This window comes from Ruegeria sp. (assembly GCF_965243365.1).
Taxonomy (GTDB): Bacteria; Pseudomonadota; Alphaproteobacteria; order Rhodobacterales; family Rhodobacteraceae; genus Ruegeria.
Map to the genome: position 1 here is coordinate 1,302,206 of NZ_CBDEUW010000002.1, position 21,691 is coordinate 1,323,896.

A 21,691-nucleotide genomic window follows, 5' to 3' on the forward strand; every position below is an offset into this window, starting at 1 on the left:
GTGCGCCTAGGCGGATTTGTTCAGACGGGCGATATAGAACCCGTCCATTCCGCCCCGATCCGGCCAGTAGTCCGGCCGCAAGCGCAACCCGCCCTCTTCGGTGATCCAGCCCTCTTCCACTCCCGGCACGTCAAGGGCATTCCGGTCCACCTGCATATCAGAATGCTGCTGTACCGCGTCTTCGATCTGAACTTCCCCCTCGTCTGGCAGCAGCGAGCAGGTGCAATAGACCAGCCGCCCACCGGGCTTCAGCAGGGACCAGGCATGGCTCAGCATCTGCGCCTGCAATTCGATCAACTCACCAAATTCCGACCCATCCTTGGCAAAGGGCAGATCGGGGTGACGCCGTATTGTCCCAGTCGCAGAACAGGGGGCATCCAACAGGATTGCGTCATACTGGCCCTGATGCTCCAACGCATCGCCAACGACGACCTGTGCGGTCAAACCGGTCCGTTCAAGATTCTCGCGCACCCGCTCGATCCGACCCTGAGAGATATCTAATGCCGTGACCTCCGCCCCGGCAGCGGCAATTTGCAAGGTTTTGCCACCCGGGGCAGCGCAAAGGTCCAAAATGCGCTCACCGGCTTTCGGGGCCAGAACACGCACCGGCAACGCCGCCGCCGCATCCTGAACCCACCAATCCCCGGACGCATAGCCCGGCAAAGCCGACACCTGCCCCGCATCAATGATCCGCACCGACCCGGTCGGCAGCAGATCACCAACCGACATCGCTGCGCCGGATTTCACCGTCAAATCCAACGGAGCTCCTGCGAAATGCGCCTGCTCCATCCCTTTGACGGTCTCGTCCCCCCACGCCATGACCAGCGGATCACGCAGCCATTCCGGCAAGCGCGGCACACGCATCTTCGGCCAAGCCTCGGGGCCTTCTGCAGCCACTTTTCGCAAAACGGCGTTCACCAGCCCCTTCAGCCGTCCGTGCTTGCGGGACCGCCCCACAATCTCGACCATGGAATTGACCACCCCATGCGCCGCGGCACCGTGGCATAGCTCAACCGCGCCCAGTCGCAAAGCGTTGTGCACGGTCAGTGCGGGTGTGCGATTCAAATGATTACCAACCAACCGATCCGCCCGCTCCAACCCGCGCAACGTTTCCAACGTCAATCGCTGCGCCCGCGCGCGATCTTCGGGGTCCAACCGGTCCAATGCCCCGGCGGCCAGACATTCAGATAGCAACCGCCCCTCGCCCAGAATCTGATCGAGCAGGTAGATTGCGCTGCGCCTTGCCGCCGTTGGGTTATCCGACATTGTCTTGCCTTTATGTGACCTCTGCCCGCATTGTCACCGGCAGACGAGGGCGTATATCAAGCGTGCGTACGGAAAGGAACCCGAAGTCATGAGCGAGAAACGCAAAGACATCCCCCCCGCCGCCCAGCGCGCCCTGGCCGAAGCGGACGAACGTCGCCGCAAAGCCGAAGCCGAGGCCAAGACAATGCCCAAAGAACTTGGCGGGCGCGACGGTCCGGACCCCGCCCGCTATGGCGATTGGGAGAAAAAAGGCATCGCCATCGACTTCTGAGCCCAAAGGGGCTGCCCCTTCATCTTTTTTGCAAATACTCCGGGGAGCGCGAGGGGCTGGCCCCTCGCGTCGGCCGTCCGTCGGGACGGAACCAGGGGGTTACAGGCCCAGCACATCCACCATGTCATACTGACCCGGCGCTTTTCCCTGCCCCCACAAAGCCGCTTTCAGCGCGCCTCGGGCAAAAATCGCCCGGTCTGAGGCCAGATGGCGCAGCACAATCCGCTCTCCGGGCGCTGCAAAAAGCACGTCATGCTCGCCAACCACATCACCACCACGCACGGCGTGAAACCCGATATCCCCACGCTTGCGCGCTCCGGTGATGCCATCCCGTCCCCGATCCGAAACATCCGCCAGATTGACCCCCCGCCCCTCGGCGGCGGCTTCACCCAACATCAGCGCAGTGCCCGAGGGCGCATCGACTTTGTGACGATGATGCGTCTCGATCACTTCGATATCGAAATCCTCATCCAATGCGGCGGCAACCTTCTTGGTCAGCTGCACCAGCAGGTTCACACCAAGGCTCATATTCCCCGCCCGCACGATCACCGCATGGCGCGCGGCTGGCTCCAGCGCGGCGATCTGCTCATCCGTCATCCCTGTGGTGCCAATAACATGCACACACCGCGCCTGCGCGGCCAGCGCGGCGAATTCCAGCGTCGCCTCAGGCGCTGTGAAGTCGATCACCGCCTGCGCCTGCGCAAATGCCTCCAACGGATCATCCGTCACGATCACACCCAACGCGGGGCCACCCATCGCCTCGCCCACATCCTGACCGATCCAGTCATGACCCTTGCGCTCAACCACGCCAACCAGACGCGCCTGTTCGCTTTCGCTAACGGTCTTGATCAGCATCTGCCCCATACGGCCCGAAGCCCCTGTGATGACGATCCCCGGAATATGGGTCATTGCGCTGGTCCTTTTCGTTAAGTCGGCTCAAAGCCTCCTACCCGGTTCGCGCCCGCTTGGCAAAGCCCTGCTTTGCCCTTAGATCGGGGGCATGGCAAAGAACAAATTCCACGATGGCCCCGGCCCGTCCCAACGACAGCTGCGCGTCGGCGAACTGATCCGCCGCACCCTGTCCGAAGTTCTGGCGCGCGGGGATGTCCACGACCCCGACCTGAACCGCATGTCAATCACCGTGGGTGAGGTGCGCACCTCGCCCGATCTGAAGGTCGCCACCGCCTATGTGCTGCCCTTGGGCGGCAAAGGGCAGGATGACGTGATCGACCTGCTTGCCCGCAACAAGGGTGAACTGCGGCGCGTCATTGGCAAAAAGCTGAACCTGAAATTCTCGCCCGATCTGCGGTTCCGTCTGGATGACACGTTTGACCGGCTGGACGACACGCGCCGAATGTTCAGCCAGGACGCGGTACGCCGCGATCTGGACGAGTGATCCGCACGCTTGTTGCCTTGTGCGCGGTCCTGTGGGCCGCGCAGGCCGCGGCGGTGACTTGTGAAAAGGTCACTCACGCGGACAAGCGGTATACCGTCTGCGAGGTAGACGCCTCTGCCGCCGACCTGCGCCTGTTTCTGAACGATGAAAATGGCGAAGTGCTGGGCCATTTTTCATCGGTAAATGAGGCGCTGGAGCCCGAGGGCAAACGGCTCGCCTTCGCGATGAATGCGGGCATGTATCACGACGACCGCTCGCCCGTCGGCCATTATGTCGAAGAGGGTCAGGAGCAGATGCGCGTGATCCCAAATGCCGGACCCGGTAATTTCGGCCTGTTGCCCAATGGCGTGTTCTGTATTCGCGACGGTCGGGCGGACGTGTTTGAGACCTTGGATTACGTCGATCAGGCACCAACCTGCCGCTTCGCTTCTCAATCCGGCCCGATGCTGGTGATCGACGGGGAACTGCACCCACGTTTCCTGCCCGATTCAACTTCGCGCTATATCCGCAACGGGGTTGGCACCAACGCAGATGGCACCCGCGCGGTATTCGCGATCTCGGAAGATTACGTGACTTTCCACGAATTCGGCAGCCTGTTCCGGGACGTTCTGAAAACGCCGAACGCGCTGTTCTTCGATGGCAATATCTCTCGCATGTATGAACGTGCAAGCAATCGCTCGGATGTCGGTTTTTCACTGGGGCCAATCGTGGGTGTGGTCGAGGCGTTGGATTGAAACCATGCGCCTCATCGTGAACGGATTGCTTGTGGCGCATAAGCAAAAGGGCCTCGCCCTGGATTTCTATCCAGAGATGCTGCGCGGCTTGCAACTGCGCTAGGGCGCAGAGCGTCACCCGGAAAAGACCTGTTGCACGGGTAAATTGACAGCCTTGCCGCGATCCGTTAACTCGCGCGCCTCAGCAAGATTCAGGGTGTAAAATGGGACGCAAACGCAAGGGCCGCGACATTTCCGGTTGGCTGGTGGTGGACAAGCCTGCGGGCATGACCTCGACCGCTGTGGTCAACAAGGTGCGGTGGGCAATGGACGCCAAGAAAGCGGGCCATGCGGGTACGCTGGACCCTGAGGCGACCGGCGTTCTGGCCGTGGCTCTGGGCGAGGCGACCAAGACCGTTCCCTATATCACCGACGCTTTGAAGGCTTACACCTTCACCGTGCGTCTGGGTCAGGCCACCAACACCGATGATGCCGAAGGCGAAGTGATTGCGCAAAGCGATGCGCGCCCCTCGGATGACGATATCAAACAGGCGCTCGCCCCGTTTCTGGGTGATATCATGCAGGTGCCACCCAAGTTCTCGGCGGTGAAGATCGACGGGCAGCGCGCCTATAAACTGGCCCGCGATGGTGAGGATGTGGAACTGTCCGCCCGTCCTTTGTGGGTCGAGGAACTGATCCTTGTGGACCGCCCCGACGACGATCATGTGGTGCTGGAAATAACCTGTGGCAAAGGTGGCTATGTCCGCTCTATCGCCCGTGATCTGGGCGCGGCTCTGGGCTGCCACGGTCACGTCAAGGTACTCCGCCGCATCTGGTCCGGCCCGTTCGAGGCCGAAGACGGGCTCACGATCGAACAGATCGACGAAATGGCCAAGACCGAGGCGCTGGACGAGTACCTGCATCCGCTGGAAACCGGCCTCGCCGACCTGCCCGAGTTGAAATGCACCCCCGAAGGCGCCACCCGCCTGCGCAATGGCAACCCCGGCATGGTTCTGACCTCAGGCATTGAATACGGCGATGAGGCCTGGGCCTCGCTCGACGGCAAAGCCGTGGCTGTGGGCGTCTATAAATCGGGCGAATTGCATCCCAGCCGGGTGTTCGTCGCCTGAATGGCATGTTAGGCGGGTGGCATGATCACCCGTTCCCATACCAAGGGCGACGCGCCCTCGACCGCCATCTACTCCGACTGCGAGAAATATCGCTATAGCCTGACTCGCGTCTGGGACGCGGGCGGGCGCAAAGCTCTGTTCGTGATGCTGAACCCCTCGACCGCGACCGAGGTGCAGAACGACCCCACCGTGGAACGTTGCGAGCGCCGCGCGCGGGCACTGGGGTTCGGGGCGTTTCAGGTGACCAACATCTTTGCCTGGCGCGACACCGACCCGCGCAAAATGCGGGCCGCTGCCGATCCCGTGGGGCCACAGAACGATGCGGCCATTCTGGATGGCGTGCAATGGGCCGATCAGGTTATCGCCGCATGGGGCACCCACGGAGCGCATCTGGAGCGTGGCCCGGCGGTTGAAACTCTGCTGCGCGGCTCTGGGCAACCGCTGTTCCATCTGGGGCTGACCAAGGACGGGCACCCCAAACACCCGCTGTACATCGCCTACACCCAGCAACCCGAACCATGGTCATAAACGGTTAACCACGGGCTCAGCTTGGCTTTGACCAAGCCGCTGATTGCATGGGATATTTCACCCCGGGGCAAAGTGCTTTCGGAGGGCTCCCATGTTTCTGATTGGTTTGTTTGGTCTGGCCGCAATCGGCGGCGCAGCGTATGCGATGGGTGATCTTTTTGCTTTCGACGATCAGAGTGATGATGACCGAGTCGACGACACCTCGGTCGAGGAACCCTCGCAGGGGAACCTGCTTGAGGATGGTGAAAATGTCGATGACCCTACAGTGATCGAAACAGACGACCCCGGCATAGGTGAGATACTGTCCGATTTCGAAGGGCATCTTGTCATCGCCGGAGATGACGGCACCGACGCCCTGACCGGTGACGAGGGCAACGATCAGATCAATGGTTACGGCGGCAATGACCTTATTGCGGGGGGTGAAGGCAATGACGTCCTGTTTGGTGGCGACGGCTCAGACCAAATTCTGGGCGGTGCCGGTGCGGACATCTTGCACGGGGACGCCGGCAACGACCTGCTGGCGGGCGATGAGGGGGATGATTCCCTTTATGGACATTACGGGGATGATGCCCTGACCGGTGGTCAGGGGAATGACGAGCTGTTCGGCGGCCAGGATAACGACACGTTGCTGGGTGGCGAGGGGGACGATGCGCTGCAAGGCGGCGATGGCGCAGATTATCTGGCAGGCGGGTCCGGATCAGATCGTTTGTTTGGCGGCGACGGGGATGACATCCTCTCTGGTGCAGATGACGCCGAATGCCTGGATGAGCAGAGCGCCGATTTCCTGAACGGCGGGGCCGGGGATGACATCCTGCTGGCAGGCAGCGGCGATATCCTGACTGGCGGCACCGGCGCAGATGAATTTGTTCTGACCGGATCGCAAGACCAGCAAAGCGCGGCAATTGTCGATTTTCAGATCGGGCAGGATAAACTGATCATCCCCTGGGAGGATCAGGAAGACCCTGAGGTCAGTATCGAGACCGACCCTGAAAACGAGAACCTGACGCGGGTCAAGATCAACGGCGAGGACGTGGCCCAGCTGTATCACGCGCAAGGCCTGACCCTACAGGATATTCAGCTGGTGACCGAAGCTCATCTGGCTCAGTTTGCCGCCACGGCCTGATCCGTCAGAATCCCTTTGCCATTCTGGGCAAAAGCGCCTATACGCGCCCATCCGCATCGGAATCGGTGCGGTTTTCTCCATGGGCCTGTGCTGGACGACATCCCGGCCTGCGCCATTAACTCTAACCTTTGAAGGAGACCCCGATGTCGATTACTGCCGCTGAAAAAGCACGCGTCATGAAAGAATTCGGCACCAAAGAGGGCGACACCGGTTCGCCTGAAGTTCAGGTTGCCATCCTGACCTCGCGCATCACCACCCTGACCGAGCACTTCAAGACCCACAAGAAAGACAACCACGGTCGTCGCGGTCTGCTGAAGATGGTTGCCCAGCGCCGTAAGCTGCTGGACTACCTGAAGGGCAAAGAAGAAGCGCGCTACCAGGACCTGATCAAAAAGCTGGGCATCCGCCGCTAAGATCGGATTGCACCGCTTACAGATTTCAGACGCCCGCCACTTTGGCGGGCGTTTTTGTTTTTCCAGTTAAAGAGCTGAGACGCTCGGAAACCTCATCGAGAAGCTATGACCGATGGAATTGTGTGGTTCCATCAGACGTTCGATTGCAAGTGAATTGCGCCGTCGTGCAGGAAACACATCTTGTCGAAGACGGAAAGATCAATTGGATTGGGCAACCTGATGTCCGACACACCGGGCATTGATTTATTGCTAAGATCGAATGCGCGATCAACTTGCGAAATCAGAACGCAAATCGCATCCGTCGCCGTCACATATTGCCTCAACGACTGAACCTGCTCATCAAGGCTTGGGTGAACACGTTTTTGATCGAGAAGCTGAAGGTAATCGACCACGACCAAAGCCGGTTCCTTGCTGAGCTTAAGGTGATTAATCACATATTCTGCAGACACCTGATCTGACGTATCAACGGTCGGAGCGTTTTTATCCGGACTAGGCCGTATACCCAGATCCGAGGCCAGATTTTCTATGTCCCGTTCGTGAAAATCCAAGGTAAAGAAAAACCCCTTTCTGCCGATCTCTGACGCCTTTGATGCCAGTTCAAACCCAAGAGATGTTTTACCCTGACCCGGTCGGGCTCCGATCAATATCATATCCCCCGGATTGAGATTCGACAGGATCTTGGCTGCGGGCCCACGAGTTGATGAAACCGAGGCGAGATGACTCCAGCTTTGGTATCCTTGATTGATCGCTACTTGATCCAGAGCTTCGTGCAGGCGGATGGCTTTTTGCCGCGCAATAAGTTTGGCTTGCCTTTTCAATCGATAGATTGGGGCGGATAGGCGCATGTTAAATCCTCCTGGTTCGAGCTGTATTGGCAATCCCTCCTTATGCACTTGCCCGACCGAGACAGATTTACACGTGATTTACTCTGCATGAATGATGCTTCCCGATTGGAGGGCGGAGGTTCGAGCAAAACCTGCGCTGAGATTTTCAGAGTTAAACGCAAAACTCAATGTCAAAAACTGAGGGCCTGCAAGGAATGGCGAGCCGGAACAGGACGACCCGGGTTTGAAAATGCAAAAAAAACGCCCGCCAATTGGCGGGCGTTTTTCTTAATTTATCATGTGAGATACTCACCGCTTGGCCCGCTAGGATACAATTCTCAGAAACTTCAGCGACACTAACTCCAGGGCTCCATGCGAACGGTGATTTTTGGGTCTATTGGTGCCATACTATGGGAATAGCCAATAGGTTCACCTAGAATTTTCAGCAACGTGGCGTCGTCTGAGACTTTGTAAAAGTGACCCATTGAGTGACTAATGCCAAATCGTTTGCCCGGTCGCGGATTCAAACCGGGCTTGGTGGGACCAAGGCCTGCTTTGAAGTGGTGCGCAATGTCCCATTCCAGCACGTTTCCGTCATGTCGGGTCACAACCCAACAATGGCCATCATCGGTGATACCACCCCGTTCTTGAGGAAAGAAATATCCGTATATGTAGCCTGCCTGATATCCAGCCGCCCGAAGGCTAGCGACCAGATAAGTATTTATATCCACACATGATCCGGGGGTCGCCCCGCAGGACAGAAAAGGTACTGCATCCATACCATCATTAAATCGGCTCTCGGGATGCGCATAAGAAAAGCGGCTTTCCGCTTCGGCAACCAATGCGGCTATACCCTGTTGCCCGCCACCTGCCTTCTGCGCGATTGCTGAACTGGCCTCAGCCAACTCGGCTGCCGCGACGGTAAACTGGTTTTCACGTAGACGATAGATCGCTTCTGGATACGTTGCATCACGTGGCGCAGGTGTGATGGCGTATCGCAGCGTTACTCTTGGCCCGTCCGGCGCAATCAGGCACGCGGATTGTCCCAGTTCCGCTTCTGAAAGCACGCATGTGATCTGACCGCCGTGCACATCCAATGCCGCCACTGCGTCATATGGTGTCGTGATTCCATTCGGAACAAGCAGAGTAGCGCAGCCCTTACAGTCAACCTCTACAGTAACTTGTGTCATCAAAATTCCTTCTGGATGAAACACGCTTTAGATTGGCCGCCGTTGGACGAAGGAGCCGTCCAACAATCACAGCGCAACAAAAACCATAAAACTAGTTTTGTAAATATTAAATCCGTCGGCCTTCTGAGAAATAAGACTGACGTTTAACAAAGAAATGTCGTAGAGCATTTATGGAGAGTTTTGCTGGTTCGAGGAATTCTCAATCCAAATAAAATCGCCCGCTAACTGGCGGGCGATTTCCGTTTCGTTTGAACAAATTTGCTACATCTTCGCCTTTTCCGATTTCAGCGCCAGCCAGAGGCAGTAGCACATCATCAGAACCACCAGAGTAAACGGAATGCCCGTCGACACCGCTGCGCCTTGCAGGGCGGACAGACCGCCTCCCAACAGCAGGGCGATAGCGACCAGTCCTTCCAGCGTGCACCAGAAGACACGCTGAACCACCGGGGCGTCCATCTTGCCGCCTGCGGTGATCGTATCGATCACCAGTGAGCCCGAGTCAGACGAGGTGACAAAGAACACCACGATCAGGATCAACGCGATGGGGGCGATGATGCCATAAAGCGGCAGCTCTTTCAGGAAGCCGAACAGCGCGCCTTCGGGGGCATAGCTGTCGATCACCGTGGCACGGACGCCTTCTGCTCCGCCTGCGTTCAGCATGTCGATGGCGGCACCGCCAAAGGTCGACATCCACAGGGCACAAACCGCCGTGGGCGCCAGCAGGGCGCAGAGGATAAATTCACGCACCGTACGGCCTTTGGAGATACGGGCGATGAACATGCCAACGAAGGGCGACCATGCGATCCACCACGCCCAGTAGAAGGTTGTCCAGCCGTGGAAATAGCTGGTGTCTTCTCGTCCGAACGGGTTCGAAAGGGCCGGAAGGTGGAACACGTAATCGACCATCACGTGGAAATACCGGGCAATGGCTGTGCCGATACCGGTGACGGCAATGACAAAGAGGAACAGGCCCACAGCCATGATCATATTGATCTCACTCAACCGTTTCACGCCTGCATCCATGCCCATCAGGACCGAGCCAAGCGCAATCGCGGTGATACCGATGATTAGCAGAACCACCACTGTCGGACTGGGTTCGATGCCAAACACTTCGTTCAGACCGGCGGCAACCTGTTGTGCGCCCAGTCCCAGCGAGGTGGTCAGACCGAACAGCGTGGCAAACACCGCCAGAGTGTCGATGATGTGGCCCCACCAGCCCCAGACGCGCTCGCCCAGGATCGGGTAAAAGGCCGAACGCAGGGTCAGCGGCAGGCCGAGATTGTAGCTGAAGATCGCAAGCGCCAGACCCACGGCCGCGTAGACCGCCCAGCCTTCAAGGCCCCAATGGTGGATCGTACCGACAATGCCAGCGTATTCGTTGCCCGGCACCGCGATATCGATGCCAAGCGGTACGGCGTTCCCGCCTTCGGCAAAGTTGTAATAGACCGGCTCCATCACGCCAAAGAACAGCAGGCCGATGCCGATGCCGGCCGCAAACATCATCGCGATCCAGCCGGCATAGGAATAGTCGGGCGTGGCGTCTTTCCCACCAATCCGCACCTTGCCCACCGGCAGAACGATCAGCACCAGACAGAACAGGGTGATAGCGTCGACCGACAGGACGAGGAACCAGTCAAACGTGCTGGTCAGCCAGGGCCGAAGCCAGCCAAAGAATGTGGCCGCAGCCTCTTGGTTGGCCAATGCGATCAGGACGAACGCAAAGATCAATATACTGGATATCAGGAAAACCGGATTGTGGATGTCGAGACCGAACGGGCGGACGTTATCCTGCCCCAGTTCGTACTCGGTTTCAAAGTCATAGATCCGTGGATCAGGATCCAGCATTTTTTTGGTTTGAGCCATACTTTGCCCCTCTGTTCGCAATAGGCAAACGCCAAGGTAGTCGGCCGGGTGACGGTTATGAGTATATTACCCCCTTGGCGCGTTTCCGTCCGTTCGACCGCAGGTTCGGTGGTAACAGCCTACACTGCAATCAGTTTTTCTCAAAACGCAAATATATTTATCGATTTGCGCACAGTGAAAAGGTGGCAATTGGGGCGGTTTCAAACCAGAGTCCGCGCAAGTCGGCCAATCACTTCGGTTCCCCTTTCCTTTCAACGCATTCTGCTGTATGCGCGCGGATATCTGAGACGTTGTGCCCTGACCCCGGCACTCGAACGGAAGATAAAGTGGGGTCGGCGGCAATGGGGCCGCCATGCAAACCGGAGACCCGCAGGGGCGGGAGTGCTCCGTTCTAGGATACGCATATGTTTGATGTAACTAAGAAATCAATGCAGTGGGGCGAGGAAACGCTCACGCTGGAAACCGGCAAGGTTGCCCGTCAGGCCGACGGCAGCGTGATCGCCACACTGGGTGAAACCAGCGTCATGGCGAACGTGACCTTTGCCCGTGCGCAAAAACCCGGTCAGGACTTTTTCCCGCTGACCGTGCACTATCAAGAGAAATACTATGCCGCCGGTAAAGTTCCGGGTGGCTTCTTCAAGCGCGAGGCGCGCCCGACCGAGAAAGAGACGCTGACCGCGCGTCTGATCGACCGCCCGATCCGCCCGCTGTTCGTTGACGGCTTCAAAAACGAAGTTCTGGTGATGTGCACCGTGCTGAGCCACGATCTGGTCAACGACCCCGACATCGTCGCGATGATCGCTGCTTCGGCCGCGCTGACCATCTCGGGCGCCCCGTTCCGTGGCCCGATCGCCGGTGCCCGCGTTGGGTTTGAAGATGGCGAATACGTCCTGAACCCGACCGTCGATGACATGCAGGATCTGCGCCTGAACCCTGAACAGCGTCTGGACCTGGTTGTCGCCGGCACCAAAGACGCCGTGATGATGGTTGAATCCGAAGCGTATGAGCTGTCCGAGGCGGAAATGCTGGGCGCGGTGACATTTGCGCATGAGCAGATTCAGCCGGTCATCGACCTGATCATCTCGTTGGCCGAAGACGCCGCGAAAGAGCCGTTTGAGTTCGAAGCGCCTGATTACTCGGAGCTGTCCGCCGCCGTTAAGGCCGCCGGTGAAGAGCAGATGCGCGCCGCGTTCGCAATCACCGACAAGCAAGAGCGCACCGCCGCTGTTGCCGCTGCCCGTGAAGCGATCAAGGAAGCACTGACCGAGGAACAGCTGGAAGACGGCAACCTCGGTTCCGCGATGAAAAAGCTGGAAGCTGGTATTCTGCGCGGCGACGTCGTCAAAGGCGGCAAGCGGATCGATGGTCGTTCGACCACCGATATCCGTTCGATCGTTGCGGAAACCTCGATGCTGCCGCGGACCCACGGTTCCGCCCTGTTCACCCGTGGTGAAACGCAGGCGCTGGCCGTGACCACGCTGGGCACGGGTGACGACGAACAGTTCATCGACGCGCTGCATGGCAACTTCAAATCGAACTTCCTGCTGCACTACAACTTCCCTCCGTATTCGGTTGGTGAAGTTGGCCGCGTAGGTGGTCCGGGCCGTCGTGAGATCGGCCACGGCAAGCTGGCATGGCGCGCGCTTCAGGCGGTTCTGCCTGCGGCGACCGACTTCCCCTACACGATCCGCATCGTGTCGGAGATTACAGAATCCAATGGATCGTCCTCGATGGCATCGGTCTGCGGCGGTTCGCTGTCGATGATGGATGCGGGCGTTCCGCTGAAAGCACCGGTTGCCGGTGTCGCCATGGGTCTGATCCTGGAAGATGACGGCGATTATGCCATCCTGTCCGACATTCTGGGTGACGAAGATCACCTGGGCGACATGGACTTCAAAGTGGCAGGTACCGAAAACGGCATCACCTCGCTGCAGATGGACATCAAGGTTGCGGGCATCACGCCTGAGATCATGGAGAAAGCCCTGGCGCAAGCCAAGGACGGCCGGATGCACATTCTGGGCGAGATGGGCAAAGCCCTGTCCGAGACCAACGAATTCTCGGTCCACGCCCCGCGCATCGAGACCATGAACATCCCGACCGACAAGATCCGCGAAGTGATCGGTTCGGGCGGCAAGGTCATCCGCGAAATCGTCGAGGTTTCGGGTGCCAAGGTCGACATCAACGACGACGGCGTGATCAAGATCGCCTCGCCCGATGGTGAATCGATCAAGAAGGCTTATGAGATGATCCACTCGATCGTCGCCGAGCCGGAAGAGGGCCAGATCTACACCGGTAAAGTGGTCAAGATCGTCGATTTCGGTGCCTTCGTGAACTTCTTTGGCAAGCGCGACGGTCTGGTCCATGTATCCCAGATTGAAAACCGCCGTCTGAACCATCCGTCGGACGTTCTGAAGGAAGGTCAGGAAGTAAAGGTCAAGCTGCTGGGCTTTGATGATCGCGGCAAGGTCCGCCTGTCGATGAAAGTCGTCGATCAGGAAACCGGCGAAGAGATCGTGCCCGAGAAAAAAGAAAAGAAAGAGGAAAGCGCAGAGTAATCTGTTCTTGTCTGATGATCACAAAAGGCCCCGGCATCTGACCGGGGTCTTTTTTTGCGGCGGCCAAAGCATACAATTGTTCACTTTATGTTCCTTCTCGTTATGCTGACCCCATCATCCTCAACATGCGGGGTCACTGCTATGAACCGAAACGAGAAATACCAACATTTCAAGGCGCTGCATGAACAAGACACCACCTTTGTCATGCCCAACCCATGGGATGCCGGATCCGCCCGACTGCTGACAAGCCTTGGATTCGAAGCCCTGGCCACCACTAGTGCGGGTTACGCCTTCTCGAAAGGCAAGCGCGATTCCTTCGCGGGCCTGAGCAGGCAGGAGATTCTGATCAATGCCACCGAAATCACTGCGGCGACCGAATTGCCGGTATCGGCAGACCTCGAAGACGGGTTTGGCGCAACCTCCGATATCTGCGCCGAAACGGTCACAAAGGCCTGCGCAACCGGCCTTGTCGGCGGGTCGATCGAAGATGCCACAGGCGATCCCGGCACCCCGATCTATGAATTCGCACAGGCCGTCGACCGTATCCGCGCTGCGGCTGAGGCCGCCTCGGGGCAAGACTTCCTGCTGACCGCCCGCGCCGAGAATTTCATCTGCGGCAACCCCGATCTCACCGACACGATCCGCCGCCTACAAGCATTTTCCGAGGCTGGTGCAGATGTGCTCTACGCCCCGGGCCTACCCGATATCGAGACGATCAGAACGGTCTGCCGCGAAGTGGACAAGCCTGTGAACGTGGTGATGGGATTGCGCGGCCCAGGATACAGCATCGCTGAACTGGCCGACGCTGGTGTGAAACGCATCAGCGTCGGCGGGTCTTTCGCACGCGCCGCATTCGGCGCGCTGATGCGTGCCGCGCAAGAAGTCCGCCTCTCGGGAACCTTCGATTATGCGCTGGACGCAATGCCCGGCGAAGCCATAAGCCAGCTCATGTCGCATACCAAAAGCACAAACAGATCCTAGTCCCCACCCCTGCTTCATCTGGCCCCAAATATCTTCGGGGGGAGGCGCGCCAACAGGCGCGACAGGGGGCAGACAGCCCCCCCCGTACCCGCTCAGACTTATGTCGGAGCCTTTGTTTTACGCAAATAGGGGAAGATCGTTTCGAACTCGCCGAATTTCTCTTTGGCCTCATCGTTCGACACCGCCGGAGGGATAATCACGTCCTCGCCCGGCACCCAGTTGGCAGGCGTGGCAACGCCTTTGGCGCTCATCTGCAATCCGTCCAGCGCGCGCAGGATCTCGGCAAAGTTCCGGCCTACAGTCATCGGATAAGTCATCGACAGCTTCAATTGCTTGTCCGGTCCAATGATAAAGACCGAACGCACGGTGGCACTGTCGGCGGGCGTGCGGCCATCGGGCAGGTAGGCCTCGGCTGGTAGCATGTCAAAAGCCTTGGACACGGCCAGACCGTCATCGGCAATGATCGGAAAGCCCGGGTTGGCCTTGCCGTATTCCTCGATGTCCTTCTTCCATTTGCGGTGATCTTCGGCACTGTCGACCGAAACGCCAATCACCTTGGTGTTGCGCGCCGCCCATTCATCGTTCAGCTGCGCCACGGCCGAAAACTCGGTGGTGCAGACAGGGGTGAAATCCTTGGGATGCGAGAACAGAATCGCCCAGCTGTCGCCGATCCAGTCGTGGAACTGGATGGTTCCCTGATCCGTTTCTGCCGTGAAATTCGGGACGGTATCATTTATGCGTAAACCCATGGGGCGTCTCCTCTGTTGGGGTTGACCGACTCGGTTGCTGCCAACTTAGTTACTTTGCCGCCGGGTTAAACCTTTCATTCCTGACCCAGCGTCATTTCATCGGCCCTGGAAATGTCCCAAGCTTTTCCCTTGCCCCCGTAAACACGCAGTGACAAAGTGGCAATAACCGACCACGCGGTCGATTTCTTTTTTGCGGAGGCACACTCAATGATCGAAAAGCGCGATTTCTATATCAATGGCCAGTGGGTCGCCCCGGTTGAGCCTCATGATTTTCATGTGATCAACCCCTCGACAGAAGAGCCCTGCGCTGTGATCTCTCTGGGCGGTGCCGCCGATACAGACGCCGCTGTCGCTGCCGCAAAATCTGCCCTGCCCGGATGGATGGCAACTCCGGCTGAAGAACGCATCGCGCTGGTTGAGAAGCTGGTCGAGATTTACCAGACACGATCAGAAGATCTGGCGCAGGCGATGTCGCTTGAAATGGGCGCCCCCATCGACATGTCCCGCACGTCGCAGGCAGGAGCGGGTATCTGGCACCTGAAGAACTTCATCCGCGCGGCCAAGGCGTTCCAGTTCGAACGCCCGCTGGGGGAACACGCCCCGAACGACCGGATCATATATGAAGCTGTCGGTGTGGCAGCCTTGATTACACCGTGGAACTGGCCGATGAACCAGATCACACTCAAAGTCGGCGCTGCGGCGATTGCGGGCTGCACGATGGTGCTGAAACCCTCGGAACAGAGCCCGCTGAACGCGATGATCTTTGCCGAAATGATGGATGAGGCCGGATTCCCGGCGGGTGTGTTCAACCTTGTGAATGGGGATGGCGTGGGCGTGGGCTCGCAACTGTCGGGGCATAGGGATGTCGATATGGTCAGCTTTACCGGATCGACCCGCGCCGGGACGGCCATTTCGAAGAATGCAGCGGATACGTTGAAGAAGGTGCATCTGGAGTTGGGCGGCAAGGGCGCAAATGTGGTCTTTGCGGATGCAGATGAGAAGGCGGTGAAGCGTGGCGTTCTGCATATGATGAACAACACCGGTCAAAGCTGTAACGCGCCCAGCCGGATGCTGGTGCAACGCCCGATCTACGATCAGGCGATTGAGACCGCCGCCCAGGTGGCAAACAAGGTCTCAGTTGGTCCCGCGCAGGAAGAAGGCCGTCACATCGGCCCCGTGGTGAATGAGGTTCAGTGGACCAAGATTCAGGACTTGATTCAGAAAGGCATCGACGAGGGCGCGCGTCTGGTCGCAGGCGGTACAGGTCGTCCTGAGGGATTGAACAAAGGTTACTACGTCCGGCCAACCGTATTCGCGGATGCCAACAATCAGATGATCATCGCGCGCGAAGAAATCTTTGGCCCGGTTCTGACCATGATCCCTTTCGATACCGAGGAAGAGGCTGTCGAGATCGCCAATGATACGCCCTATGGTCTGACCAATTACGTCCAGACTCAGGATGGCGACCGCGCCAACCGTATGGCCCGCGCCTTGCGCTCGGGCATGGTTGAGATGAACGGCCAGTCGCGCAGCGCGGGTTCTCCATTCGGCGGGATGAAGCAATCCGGCAACGGGCGCGAGGGCGGTGTCTGGGGGCTGGAGGACTTTCTTGAAGTCAAGGCCGTCGGAGGCTGGGCCGCAGAATAAGCCCGTGCCAAAGCGATCCAATTGTGAGGCACCCAAAGGTGCCTCGCTTTATTTTCAGGCTTCTGCCTGCGCGGCTTCGTAGGCCAGCATGGCGCGTTTGACTGGCAAGCCCCAATGATAGCCACCTAGCCCTCCGGATTTGCGCAGCGCCCGGTGGCATGGGATCAGCCAACTGACCGGGTTGCGTCCAACCGCCGTGCCCACCGCGCGCACGGCTTGTGGCGAACCCACCCGCTGGGCGATTTCGGAATAGGTGGTGACCTGACCAGAGGGGATATGCATCAGCGCTTCCCACACCTTGATCTGCAAGGGTGATCCGATCAGGTAAAGCGGCGTCGGCTCCAGCCGGTCGCTGGTCGCGCCAAACGCGCTGAGCACCCAGGGGCGCAGCCGCATCGGATCCTCGACGAAATTGGCCATCGGCCAGCGCGACAGCATATCCTCCATCGCCTCTTCCTCGCCGGTTTCGGCCCCGAAGGCCATCCCGCAAATGCCTTTGTCTGTGCCCATCACCAGTGCAGGCCCAAAGGGGCTTTCGAACCAGCCCCAAAAGATAGTCAGGCCGGCGCCTTTGCGAGCGTATTCCCCGGGGCTCATGGATTCCCATTTCAGGAACAGGTCATGGAGACGGCCGCTGCCGGAAAGTCCCACATTGTGAGCGGTCTCCAAAGTCGTGAACCTCTCACGCAGCAGAGCCTTGGCATGGCCCAGCGTCAGGTATTGTTGGTACCGTTTGGGCGAGACTCCTGTCCAGCGCGAGAACAGGCGCTGAAAGTGCGCAGGGCTCATATCCATCTGGCTGGCCAACTCGTCGAGGCTGAGGCCTTCACCGCCCTGATCGATCAAGTCTATGGCTCGGCGCATGACGTTGTAATGGTATCCGCCTTCTGGGGTCTGGACGTTCATGTCGCACCTCCTTCGTTGAATTGATCGTAATCCTTTTGACGCTATCAGAGCGACCCGGAACTTGCGCAAGCGTTCACCGATTTGTTGATTCAGACGGCCTTTGTTAGTCTGCACTCTTTCAGGAGCTTGCCAATGTCGCCAATTGATGCCTTTCGCTTGTCAGAAGCAGCAGCCCGCAAATATCAGGATCACTCGGTCCCGGCGATGTTCGCCCCCCTGGCTGATGCCACGGCCAAGCGCCTGAATCTTCCCGCCAACGGGCACATTCTGGACGTCGCCTGCGGGACCGGTGCCTTGACTCGGGCCATACTGGAGCATTTGCCCGGGCAAGGGCGTGTTGTCGGAGCGGATTTGAACCAGTCAATGATTGATGTCGCCCGGTCCATGACGAAGCGGACAGTTCATTCTGTGGAATGGGTGGCCTCGGATGTCACCGCTTTGCCCCTGGACGACCAGAGTTTCGATCTGGCCTGTATTCAGCAAGGCCTGCAATTCTTTCCTGACAAGCCTGCGGCACTGGCCGAGATTCACCGCGTGCTGAAGCCGTCAGGGCACCTGAGCCTGACGTGCTGGCGCGCAATTTCTCCCTTCAACAACGCGCTTGCCGAAGCATTGGCAACATTTGTCAGTGACAGCGCGGCACAAAAAGCCCGCGCGCCATTCTCATTCCGGGATGGGGACGTGATCACATCATTGTTGCAAGATGCCGGTTTTTCGGTGGCCACCCATGACGGCATCATATTGCAGCGTCGATTTGAAGACCTGCGCGCTCAGGTTCTGGCACTGCCGGTTGAACAAGACATGCGCGCCAAAGGAGAGGCCGTGATAGATCAGGTCATCGACGATATCGCGGCCCGACTGGCCCCTTATTCCCAAGACGGCGTGTTCATCGTGCCGCAGGAGGCGCATTTCTTTGTCGCAACCCGGGCCTGACGCCCTTTACCCGGTGGCCCGCACACGGCATTAAGGCCCGGATGGCAAAACAACTCGATTACCATACGATCCGCGAGATCTTTACCCGTTTTCAGGCAGCCGACCCGGAACCCAAGGGCGAGCTGGAGCATGTGAACGTCTATACTCTGGTCGTGGCCGTGGCGCTTTCGGCGCAGGCGACTGACGCTGGCGTCAACAAGGCCACGCGTGAGCTGTTCAAGATCGCCGATACCCCGCAAAAGATGCTGGATCTGGGCGAAGAAGGTTTGATCGAGCATATCAAGACCATCGGCCTGTTCCGCCAGAAGGCCAAGAACGTCATCAAACTCAGCCGCATTCTGGTCGAAGACTATGACGGTGAAGTGCCAAATTCGCGCGCGGCGCTGCAATCGCTGCCCGGTGTGGGGCGCAAGACGGCCAATGTGGTGTTGAACATGTGGTGGCGGCAACCGGCGCAGGCCGTGGACACCCATATCTTTCGTGTTGGCAATCGCACCGGCATTTGCCCGGGCAAGGATGTGAACGCGGTCGAGCGTGCCATCGAAGACAATATCCCGGCCGATTTCCAACTCCCTGCGCATCACTGGCTGATCCTGCATGGCCGCTATCACTGTAAGGCGCGCAAACCTTTGTGCAGCACCTGCATCATCCGCGATCTCTGCGAATTTGAGGACAAAAACCTATGAAAACCTACCAGCTCACTGGCATCGGAAATGCCGTTGTGGACGTGATTTCCCAAGCCGATGACAGTTTCCTGGAACTGATGGGCATCGAAAAGGGCATCATGCAGCTGATCGAACAGGAACGCGGTGAAGTTCTTTATGCGTCGATGGAAGGTCGCGTGCAGACACCCGGCGGCTCTGTTGCAAATACGATCGCGGGTGCGGGTGCGCTGGGTTTGGACGCGGCGTTCATTGGCCGGGTGCACGATGACGCCCTGGGCCGGTTCTACGCCGATGCGATGAATGAAGATGGGGTCGATTTCGTGAACCCTCCGGTCCCGGGGGGCGAGTTGCCGACCTCGCGTTCGATGATCTTTGTCTCGCCGGACGGAGAACGGTCGATGAATACCTATCTGGGAATTTCGTCCGAGCTGTCCTCGCAGGATGTGTCCAGCGATGTGGCCGGCAACAGCCAGATCATGTTCCTTGAGGGGTATCTGTTCGATAAGGAAAAGGGCAAGGCTGCCTTTCTTGAGGCCGCGCGCACCTGTCACAAGGGTGGCGGCAAGGCCGGTATCGCCATTTCTGACCCGTTCTGCGTTGAACGGCATCGGGTCGACTTTTTGCTGCTGATCGAAAACGAGCTGGATTTTGTGATTGGCAATGAGGCCGAAATCAAATCGCTGTTCGAAACCGATGACCTTGAAGAGGCGCTGGCCAAGACCGCCGAAATTTGCCCTCTGGTCGTGTGTACCCGGTCGGGTGATGGCGTGGCGGTTCTAAGTGACGGGCAACGGTTCAACGTGCCCGTCGAAAAAATCGTTCCAGTTGACGCAACTGGTGCAGGCGATCAGTTCGCTGCCGGGTTCCTGTACGGGATGGCCACAGGCCGGGACTTCGAAACCTGCGCCCGGATTGGCAATGTTTGCGCCCGTGAGGTTATCAGCCACATTGGGCCGCGCCCCGAGGCAAATATGCTGGAACTGCTGCGCGCCGAAGGGTTGCTTTAACCAGATTCCGTTTGCCTAGCGACGGGGGCGTCAACCTGCCCCCGTCAGATCCTGTGCCAACATCAAGGCGTTTCCGTCTGGATCATAAAACGTCGCTGTGCTGACCATCCCCTCGATGGTCTCGGTGGCGCCGTCAAATTTAACGCCTGCCGACTCAAGCGCGCCCCGGGCCGTTTCAATGTCCGATACACCGAAAACTGGCACGGTGTTGCCGGGCGCGGGTTCCGTCTGTTCGCCTAGCCCAAGCGTCACGCCCGGGGTCTTGGTCTGCATCTCGCTCCAACCCGCTTCATCAATGTGATGGATCAGTTCAAACCCCAGTTTGTCAGCGTACCAGTCAGCGCTGGCGTGGCGATCACGCACAGATATTGCAAGTGTAATGGTATCTTCCAATGAAACGAGTGGCATTGTGCTTTCCTTTAGAATCTAAATATAGTAACTATACTTTATGGACATAAAGACGCTTGTCAAGCTTACGTCCCGCACTTGGTCTCTGAGCATTCTTGCGGCCCTGCACGCGGGTGTCCCGGGGCGGCAGGCACCGCTGTTGAAGGCAGCCGGGGCAAGCCGAACCGCTTTTGCATCAAGCCTGGAACATCTTGTCGAGCTTGAACTGCTGGAGCGAAATCCGGGTCACGGACATCCGCTGCGTCCGGAATTCCGGCTGACGCAGGATGGCGTGAAGGCCGCCGAACTGGCCAGCCAAATTGTCAAAACCGTCCCGGACGCGTCCGAGTTCACTTTGCTGCGTCGCAATTGGACGCTCCCGATTCTGGCGTTGACGAAAACGCCGCAACGGTTTTCGAGCCTCAGATCTGATCTGGTCACTGTTACTGACCGCGCTTTGTCAAAATCCCTGCATCAGCTTGAGGGCCAGGATTGGCTGCAGCGCGACATCGACCTGTCCGGCCGCGCGCCCTTTCCCACTTATAGGGCCATCAACAGGGGCATTGAGGTCAGTCAAGTCATCGATCTGTCGGGATAAGAAAGCACCGGGTCAGCTTTTCAGATAAGCAGAGAACGCCGCAACGACCTGCTCATAGACCTCGCGCTTAAATGGAACGATTTCTTCAACCAGTCGAGACGGCTGCTGCCATTTCCACTTTGTAAACTCCGGGTGTTTGGTCTGAATATTGATCTGATCGTCCCGCCCCAGAAACCGCATCAAATACCATTTCTGCTCCTGCCCGCGATAGCGGCCCTTCCAAATCTTCGGCACAATGTCGTGGGGCAGGTCATAGGGCAGCCACCCATCCGTTTCGGCGATGATCTCGACCAGATCAGAGGTCACTCCGGTCTCTTCCCACAGCTCGCGCAAGGCCGCGTCGCGCGGGTCTTCGCCCTTGTCCACACCGCCTTGCGGCATCTGCCATGCGTCCTTAGGGCCGTCATTTCGCATACCGACAAAAATACCGCCCTCGGCATTCATCAGCATCAGCCCGACACAAGGGCGATAGGGCAGTTTGGCGATTTCTTCCGGTGTCATGCGCGGCCTCATGTGTTGTGTGGCCAAGCTGTACCAAGCACCGCC

The 21,691-nt window shown here is 58.5% G+C and carries 23 protein-coding genes; 14 read left to right on the plus strand and 9 right to left on the minus strand.

Features of this window, described 5'->3' with window-relative positions; all coding sequences use genetic code 11:
* Positions 1-6: 6 nt before the first annotated feature.
* Entirely contained in the window at positions 7-1,266 is a 1,260-nt protein-coding gene (locus ACP0GE_RS10115; protein WP_424831825.1) for an RsmB/NOP family class I SAM-dependent RNA methyltransferase, read from the minus strand.
* Between the two features lie 88 nt (positions 1,267-1,354).
* Here ACP0GE_RS10115 and ACP0GE_RS10120 point away from each other — a divergent pair, with 88 nt between their 5' ends.
* A complete protein-coding gene (locus ACP0GE_RS10120; protein WP_424831826.1) occupies positions 1,355-1,537 on the plus strand; it encodes a DUF1674 domain-containing protein in 183 nt (60 codons plus the stop codon).
* A 99-nt stretch (positions 1,538-1,636) separates the two neighbouring features.
* On the opposite strand, the gene dapB is transcribed toward ACP0GE_RS10120, so the two are convergent.
* Entirely contained in the window at positions 1,637-2,446 is an 810-nt protein-coding gene (dapB, locus tag ACP0GE_RS10125; protein ID WP_424831827.1) for a 4-hydroxy-tetrahydrodipicolinate reductase, read from the minus strand.
* A gap of 91 nt (positions 2,447-2,537) precedes the next feature.
* Between dapB and rbfA the strand changes: the two genes are divergently transcribed.
* The 6 genes from rbfA (at position 2,538) to rpsO (ending at position 6,840) form a co-directional block, all read left to right on the plus strand.
* A complete protein-coding gene (rbfA, locus tag ACP0GE_RS10130) occupies positions 2,538-2,933 on the plus strand; it encodes a 30S ribosome-binding factor RbfA (protein WP_424831828.1) in 396 nt (131 codons plus the stop codon).
* Positions 2,930-3,667, plus strand: coding sequence for a phosphodiester glycosidase family protein (locus ACP0GE_RS10135; protein WP_424831829.1), 738 nt, complete (start codon positions 2,930-2,932; stop codon positions 3,665-3,667). The genes rbfA and ACP0GE_RS10135 overlap by 4 nt, the downstream gene beginning before the upstream one ends.
* 203 nt (positions 3,668-3,870) lie before the next feature.
* Positions 3,871-4,776, plus strand: a complete 906-nt coding sequence (gene truB / locus ACP0GE_RS10140) for a tRNA pseudouridine(55) synthase TruB (RefSeq protein ID WP_424831830.1) — start codon at positions 3,871-3,873, stop codon at positions 4,774-4,776.
* A gap of 21 nt (positions 4,777-4,797) precedes the next feature.
* Complete coding sequence (locus ACP0GE_RS10145) at positions 4,798-5,304, plus strand: DUF1643 domain-containing protein (protein ID WP_424831831.1); 507 nt, start codon at positions 4,798-4,800, stop codon at positions 5,302-5,304.
* 91 nt (positions 5,305-5,395) lie between these two features.
* Complete coding sequence (locus ACP0GE_RS10150) at positions 5,396-6,427, plus strand: calcium-binding protein (protein ID WP_424831832.1); 1,032 nt, start codon at positions 5,396-5,398, stop codon at positions 6,425-6,427.
* Between the two features lie 143 nt (positions 6,428-6,570).
* Positions 6,571-6,840, plus strand: a complete 270-nt coding sequence (gene rpsO, locus ACP0GE_RS10155; protein ID WP_170379357.1) for a 30S ribosomal protein S15 — start codon at positions 6,571-6,573, stop codon at positions 6,838-6,840.
* Positions 6,841-6,971: 131 nt separating this feature from the next.
* Here the strand turns inward: rpsO and ACP0GE_RS10160 are convergent, their stop codons facing one another.
* From ACP0GE_RS10160 to ACP0GE_RS10170, 3 genes are all read right to left on the minus strand, one after another.
* Positions 6,972-7,733 carry a DNA helicase gene (locus ACP0GE_RS10160; RefSeq protein ID WP_424831833.1) on the minus strand — a complete coding sequence of 254 codons (762 nt, stop codon included), beginning with the start codon at positions 7,731-7,733 and terminating at the stop codon, positions 6,972-6,974.
* A gap of 287 nt (positions 7,734-8,020) precedes the next feature.
* The gene (locus ACP0GE_RS10165) at positions 8,021-8,854 is read right to left on the minus strand and encodes a transglutaminase-like domain-containing protein (RefSeq protein ID WP_424831834.1); all 834 of its coding nucleotides are present in this window, start codon (positions 8,852-8,854) and stop codon (positions 8,021-8,023) included.
* A gap of 261 nt (positions 8,855-9,115) precedes the next feature.
* Positions 9,116-10,717, minus strand: coding sequence for a BCCT family transporter (locus ACP0GE_RS10170; RefSeq protein ID WP_424831835.1), 1,602 nt, complete (start codon positions 10,715-10,717; stop codon positions 9,116-9,118).
* A gap of 404 nt (positions 10,718-11,121) precedes the next feature.
* Here ACP0GE_RS10170 and pnp point away from each other — a divergent pair, with 404 nt between their 5' ends.
* Both pnp and ACP0GE_RS10180 read left to right on the plus strand, forming a co-directional pair.
* The gene (gene pnp / locus ACP0GE_RS10175; protein ID WP_424831836.1) at positions 11,122-13,272 is read left to right on the plus strand and encodes a polyribonucleotide nucleotidyltransferase; all 2,151 of its coding nucleotides are present in this window, start codon (positions 11,122-11,124) and stop codon (positions 13,270-13,272) included.
* A 141-nt stretch (positions 13,273-13,413) separates the two neighbouring features.
* On the plus strand, positions 13,414-14,253 hold the full coding sequence (locus ACP0GE_RS10180) for an isocitrate lyase/PEP mutase family protein (protein ID WP_424831837.1): 840 nt from the start codon (positions 13,414-13,416) through the stop codon (positions 14,251-14,253).
* Positions 14,254-14,351: 98 nt separating this feature from the next.
* Here ACP0GE_RS10180 and ACP0GE_RS10185 read toward each other — a convergent pair whose 3' ends face one another.
* On the minus strand, positions 14,352-15,002 hold the full coding sequence (locus tag ACP0GE_RS10185; RefSeq protein ID WP_424831838.1) for a peroxiredoxin: 651 nt from the start codon (positions 15,000-15,002) through the stop codon (positions 14,352-14,354).
* A gap of 207 nt (positions 15,003-15,209) precedes the next feature.
* Between ACP0GE_RS10185 and ACP0GE_RS10190 the strand changes: the two genes are divergently transcribed.
* Complete coding sequence (locus ACP0GE_RS10190) at positions 15,210-16,649, plus strand: aldehyde dehydrogenase family protein (protein WP_424831839.1); 1,440 nt, start codon at positions 15,210-15,212, stop codon at positions 16,647-16,649.
* 54 nt (positions 16,650-16,703) lie between these two features.
* On the opposite strand, the gene ACP0GE_RS10195 is transcribed toward ACP0GE_RS10190, so the two are convergent.
* Positions 16,704-17,555, minus strand: coding sequence for a methylated-DNA--[protein]-cysteine S-methyltransferase (locus tag ACP0GE_RS10195; protein WP_424831840.1), 852 nt, complete (start codon positions 17,553-17,555; stop codon positions 16,704-16,706).
* 132 nt (positions 17,556-17,687) lie between these two features.
* Here ACP0GE_RS10195 and ACP0GE_RS10200 point away from each other — a divergent pair, with 132 nt between their 5' ends.
* The 3 genes from ACP0GE_RS10200 to ACP0GE_RS10210 are packed head-to-tail and all read left to right on the plus strand — an operon-like array spanning position 17,688 to position 20,160.
* The gene (locus ACP0GE_RS10200) at positions 17,688-18,488 is read left to right on the plus strand and encodes a methyltransferase domain-containing protein (protein ID WP_424831841.1); all 801 of its coding nucleotides are present in this window, start codon (positions 17,688-17,690) and stop codon (positions 18,486-18,488) included.
* 41 nt (positions 18,489-18,529) lie between these two features.
* Positions 18,530-19,174 (plus strand): endonuclease III, encoded by a 645-nt coding sequence (gene nth, locus ACP0GE_RS10205; protein WP_424831842.1) that lies wholly within the window; start codon positions 18,530-18,532, stop codon positions 19,172-19,174.
* Positions 19,171-20,160 carry an adenosine kinase gene (locus ACP0GE_RS10210; protein ID WP_424831843.1) on the plus strand — a complete coding sequence of 330 codons (990 nt, stop codon included), beginning with the start codon at positions 19,171-19,173 and terminating at the stop codon, positions 20,158-20,160. The genes nth and ACP0GE_RS10210 overlap by 4 nt, the downstream gene beginning before the upstream one ends.
* Before the next feature lie 30 nt (positions 20,161-20,190).
* On the opposite strand, the gene ACP0GE_RS10215 is transcribed toward ACP0GE_RS10210, so the two are convergent.
* A complete protein-coding gene (locus ACP0GE_RS10215; RefSeq protein WP_424831844.1) occupies positions 20,191-20,568 on the minus strand; it encodes a VOC family protein in 378 nt (125 codons plus the stop codon).
* Between the two features lie 40 nt (positions 20,569-20,608).
* On the opposite strand from ACP0GE_RS10215, the gene ACP0GE_RS10220 reads away from it, so the two are divergent.
* The gene (locus ACP0GE_RS10220; protein WP_424831845.1) at positions 20,609-21,145 is read left to right on the plus strand and encodes a winged helix-turn-helix transcriptional regulator; all 537 of its coding nucleotides are present in this window, start codon (positions 20,609-20,611) and stop codon (positions 21,143-21,145) included.
* Between the two features lie 12 nt (positions 21,146-21,157).
* Here ACP0GE_RS10220 and ACP0GE_RS10225 read toward each other — a convergent pair whose 3' ends face one another.
* Positions 21,158-21,646, minus strand: a complete 489-nt coding sequence (locus tag ACP0GE_RS10225; protein ID WP_424831846.1) for an RNA pyrophosphohydrolase — start codon at positions 21,644-21,646, stop codon at positions 21,158-21,160.
* Positions 21,647-21,691 lie beyond the last annotated feature (45 nt).

Coding starts and splice junctions, on each gene's coding strand:
- ACP0GE_RS10115 (WP_424831825.1), bottom strand. CDS start 1,266: ATGTCGGATAACCCAACGGCGGCAAGGCGCAGCGCAATCTACCTGCTC.
- ACP0GE_RS10120 (WP_424831826.1), top strand. CDS start 1,355: ATGAGCGAGAAACGCAAAGACATCCCCCCCGCCGCCCAGCGCGCCCTG.
- dapB (WP_424831827.1), bottom strand. CDS start 2,446: ATGACCCATATTCCGGGGATCGTCATCACAGGGGCTTCGGGCCGTATG.
- rbfA (WP_424831828.1), top strand. CDS start 2,538: ATGGCAAAGAACAAATTCCACGATGGCCCCGGCCCGTCCCAACGACAG.
- truB (WP_424831830.1), top strand. CDS start 3,871: ATGGGACGCAAACGCAAGGGCCGCGACATTTCCGGTTGGCTGGTGGTG.
- ACP0GE_RS10145 (WP_424831831.1), top strand. CDS start 4,798: ATGATCACCCGTTCCCATACCAAGGGCGACGCGCCCTCGACCGCCATC.
- ACP0GE_RS10150 (WP_424831832.1), top strand. CDS start 5,396: ATGTTTCTGATTGGTTTGTTTGGTCTGGCCGCAATCGGCGGCGCAGCG.
- rpsO (WP_170379357.1), top strand. CDS start 6,571: ATGTCGATTACTGCCGCTGAAAAAGCACGCGTCATGAAAGAATTCGGC.
- ACP0GE_RS10165 (WP_424831834.1), bottom strand. CDS start 8,854: ATGACACAAGTTACTGTAGAGGTTGACTGTAAGGGCTGCGCTACTCTG.
- ACP0GE_RS10170 (WP_424831835.1), bottom strand. CDS start 10,717: ATGGCTCAAACCAAAAAAATGCTGGATCCTGATCCACGGATCTATGAC.
- pnp (WP_424831836.1), top strand. CDS start 11,122: ATGTTTGATGTAACTAAGAAATCAATGCAGTGGGGCGAGGAAACGCTC.
- ACP0GE_RS10180 (WP_424831837.1), top strand. CDS start 13,414: ATGAACCGAAACGAGAAATACCAACATTTCAAGGCGCTGCATGAACAA.
- ACP0GE_RS10185 (WP_424831838.1), bottom strand. CDS start 15,002: ATGGGTTTACGCATAAATGATACCGTCCCGAATTTCACGGCAGAAACG.
- ACP0GE_RS10190 (WP_424831839.1), top strand. CDS start 15,210: ATGATCGAAAAGCGCGATTTCTATATCAATGGCCAGTGGGTCGCCCCG.
- ACP0GE_RS10195 (WP_424831840.1), bottom strand. CDS start 17,555: ATGAACGTCCAGACCCCAGAAGGCGGATACCATTACAACGTCATGCGC.
- ACP0GE_RS10200 (WP_424831841.1), top strand. CDS start 17,688: ATGTCGCCAATTGATGCCTTTCGCTTGTCAGAAGCAGCAGCCCGCAAA.
- nth (WP_424831842.1), top strand. CDS start 18,530: ATGGCAAAACAACTCGATTACCATACGATCCGCGAGATCTTTACCCGT.
- ACP0GE_RS10210 (WP_424831843.1), top strand. CDS start 19,171: ATGAAAACCTACCAGCTCACTGGCATCGGAAATGCCGTTGTGGACGTG.
- ACP0GE_RS10215 (WP_424831844.1), bottom strand. CDS start 20,568: ATGCCACTCGTTTCATTGGAAGATACCATTACACTTGCAATATCTGTG.
- ACP0GE_RS10220 (WP_424831845.1), top strand. CDS start 20,609: ATGGACATAAAGACGCTTGTCAAGCTTACGTCCCGCACTTGGTCTCTG.
- ACP0GE_RS10225 (WP_424831846.1), bottom strand. CDS start 21,646: ATGACACCGGAAGAAATCGCCAAACTGCCCTATCGCCCTTGTGTCGGG.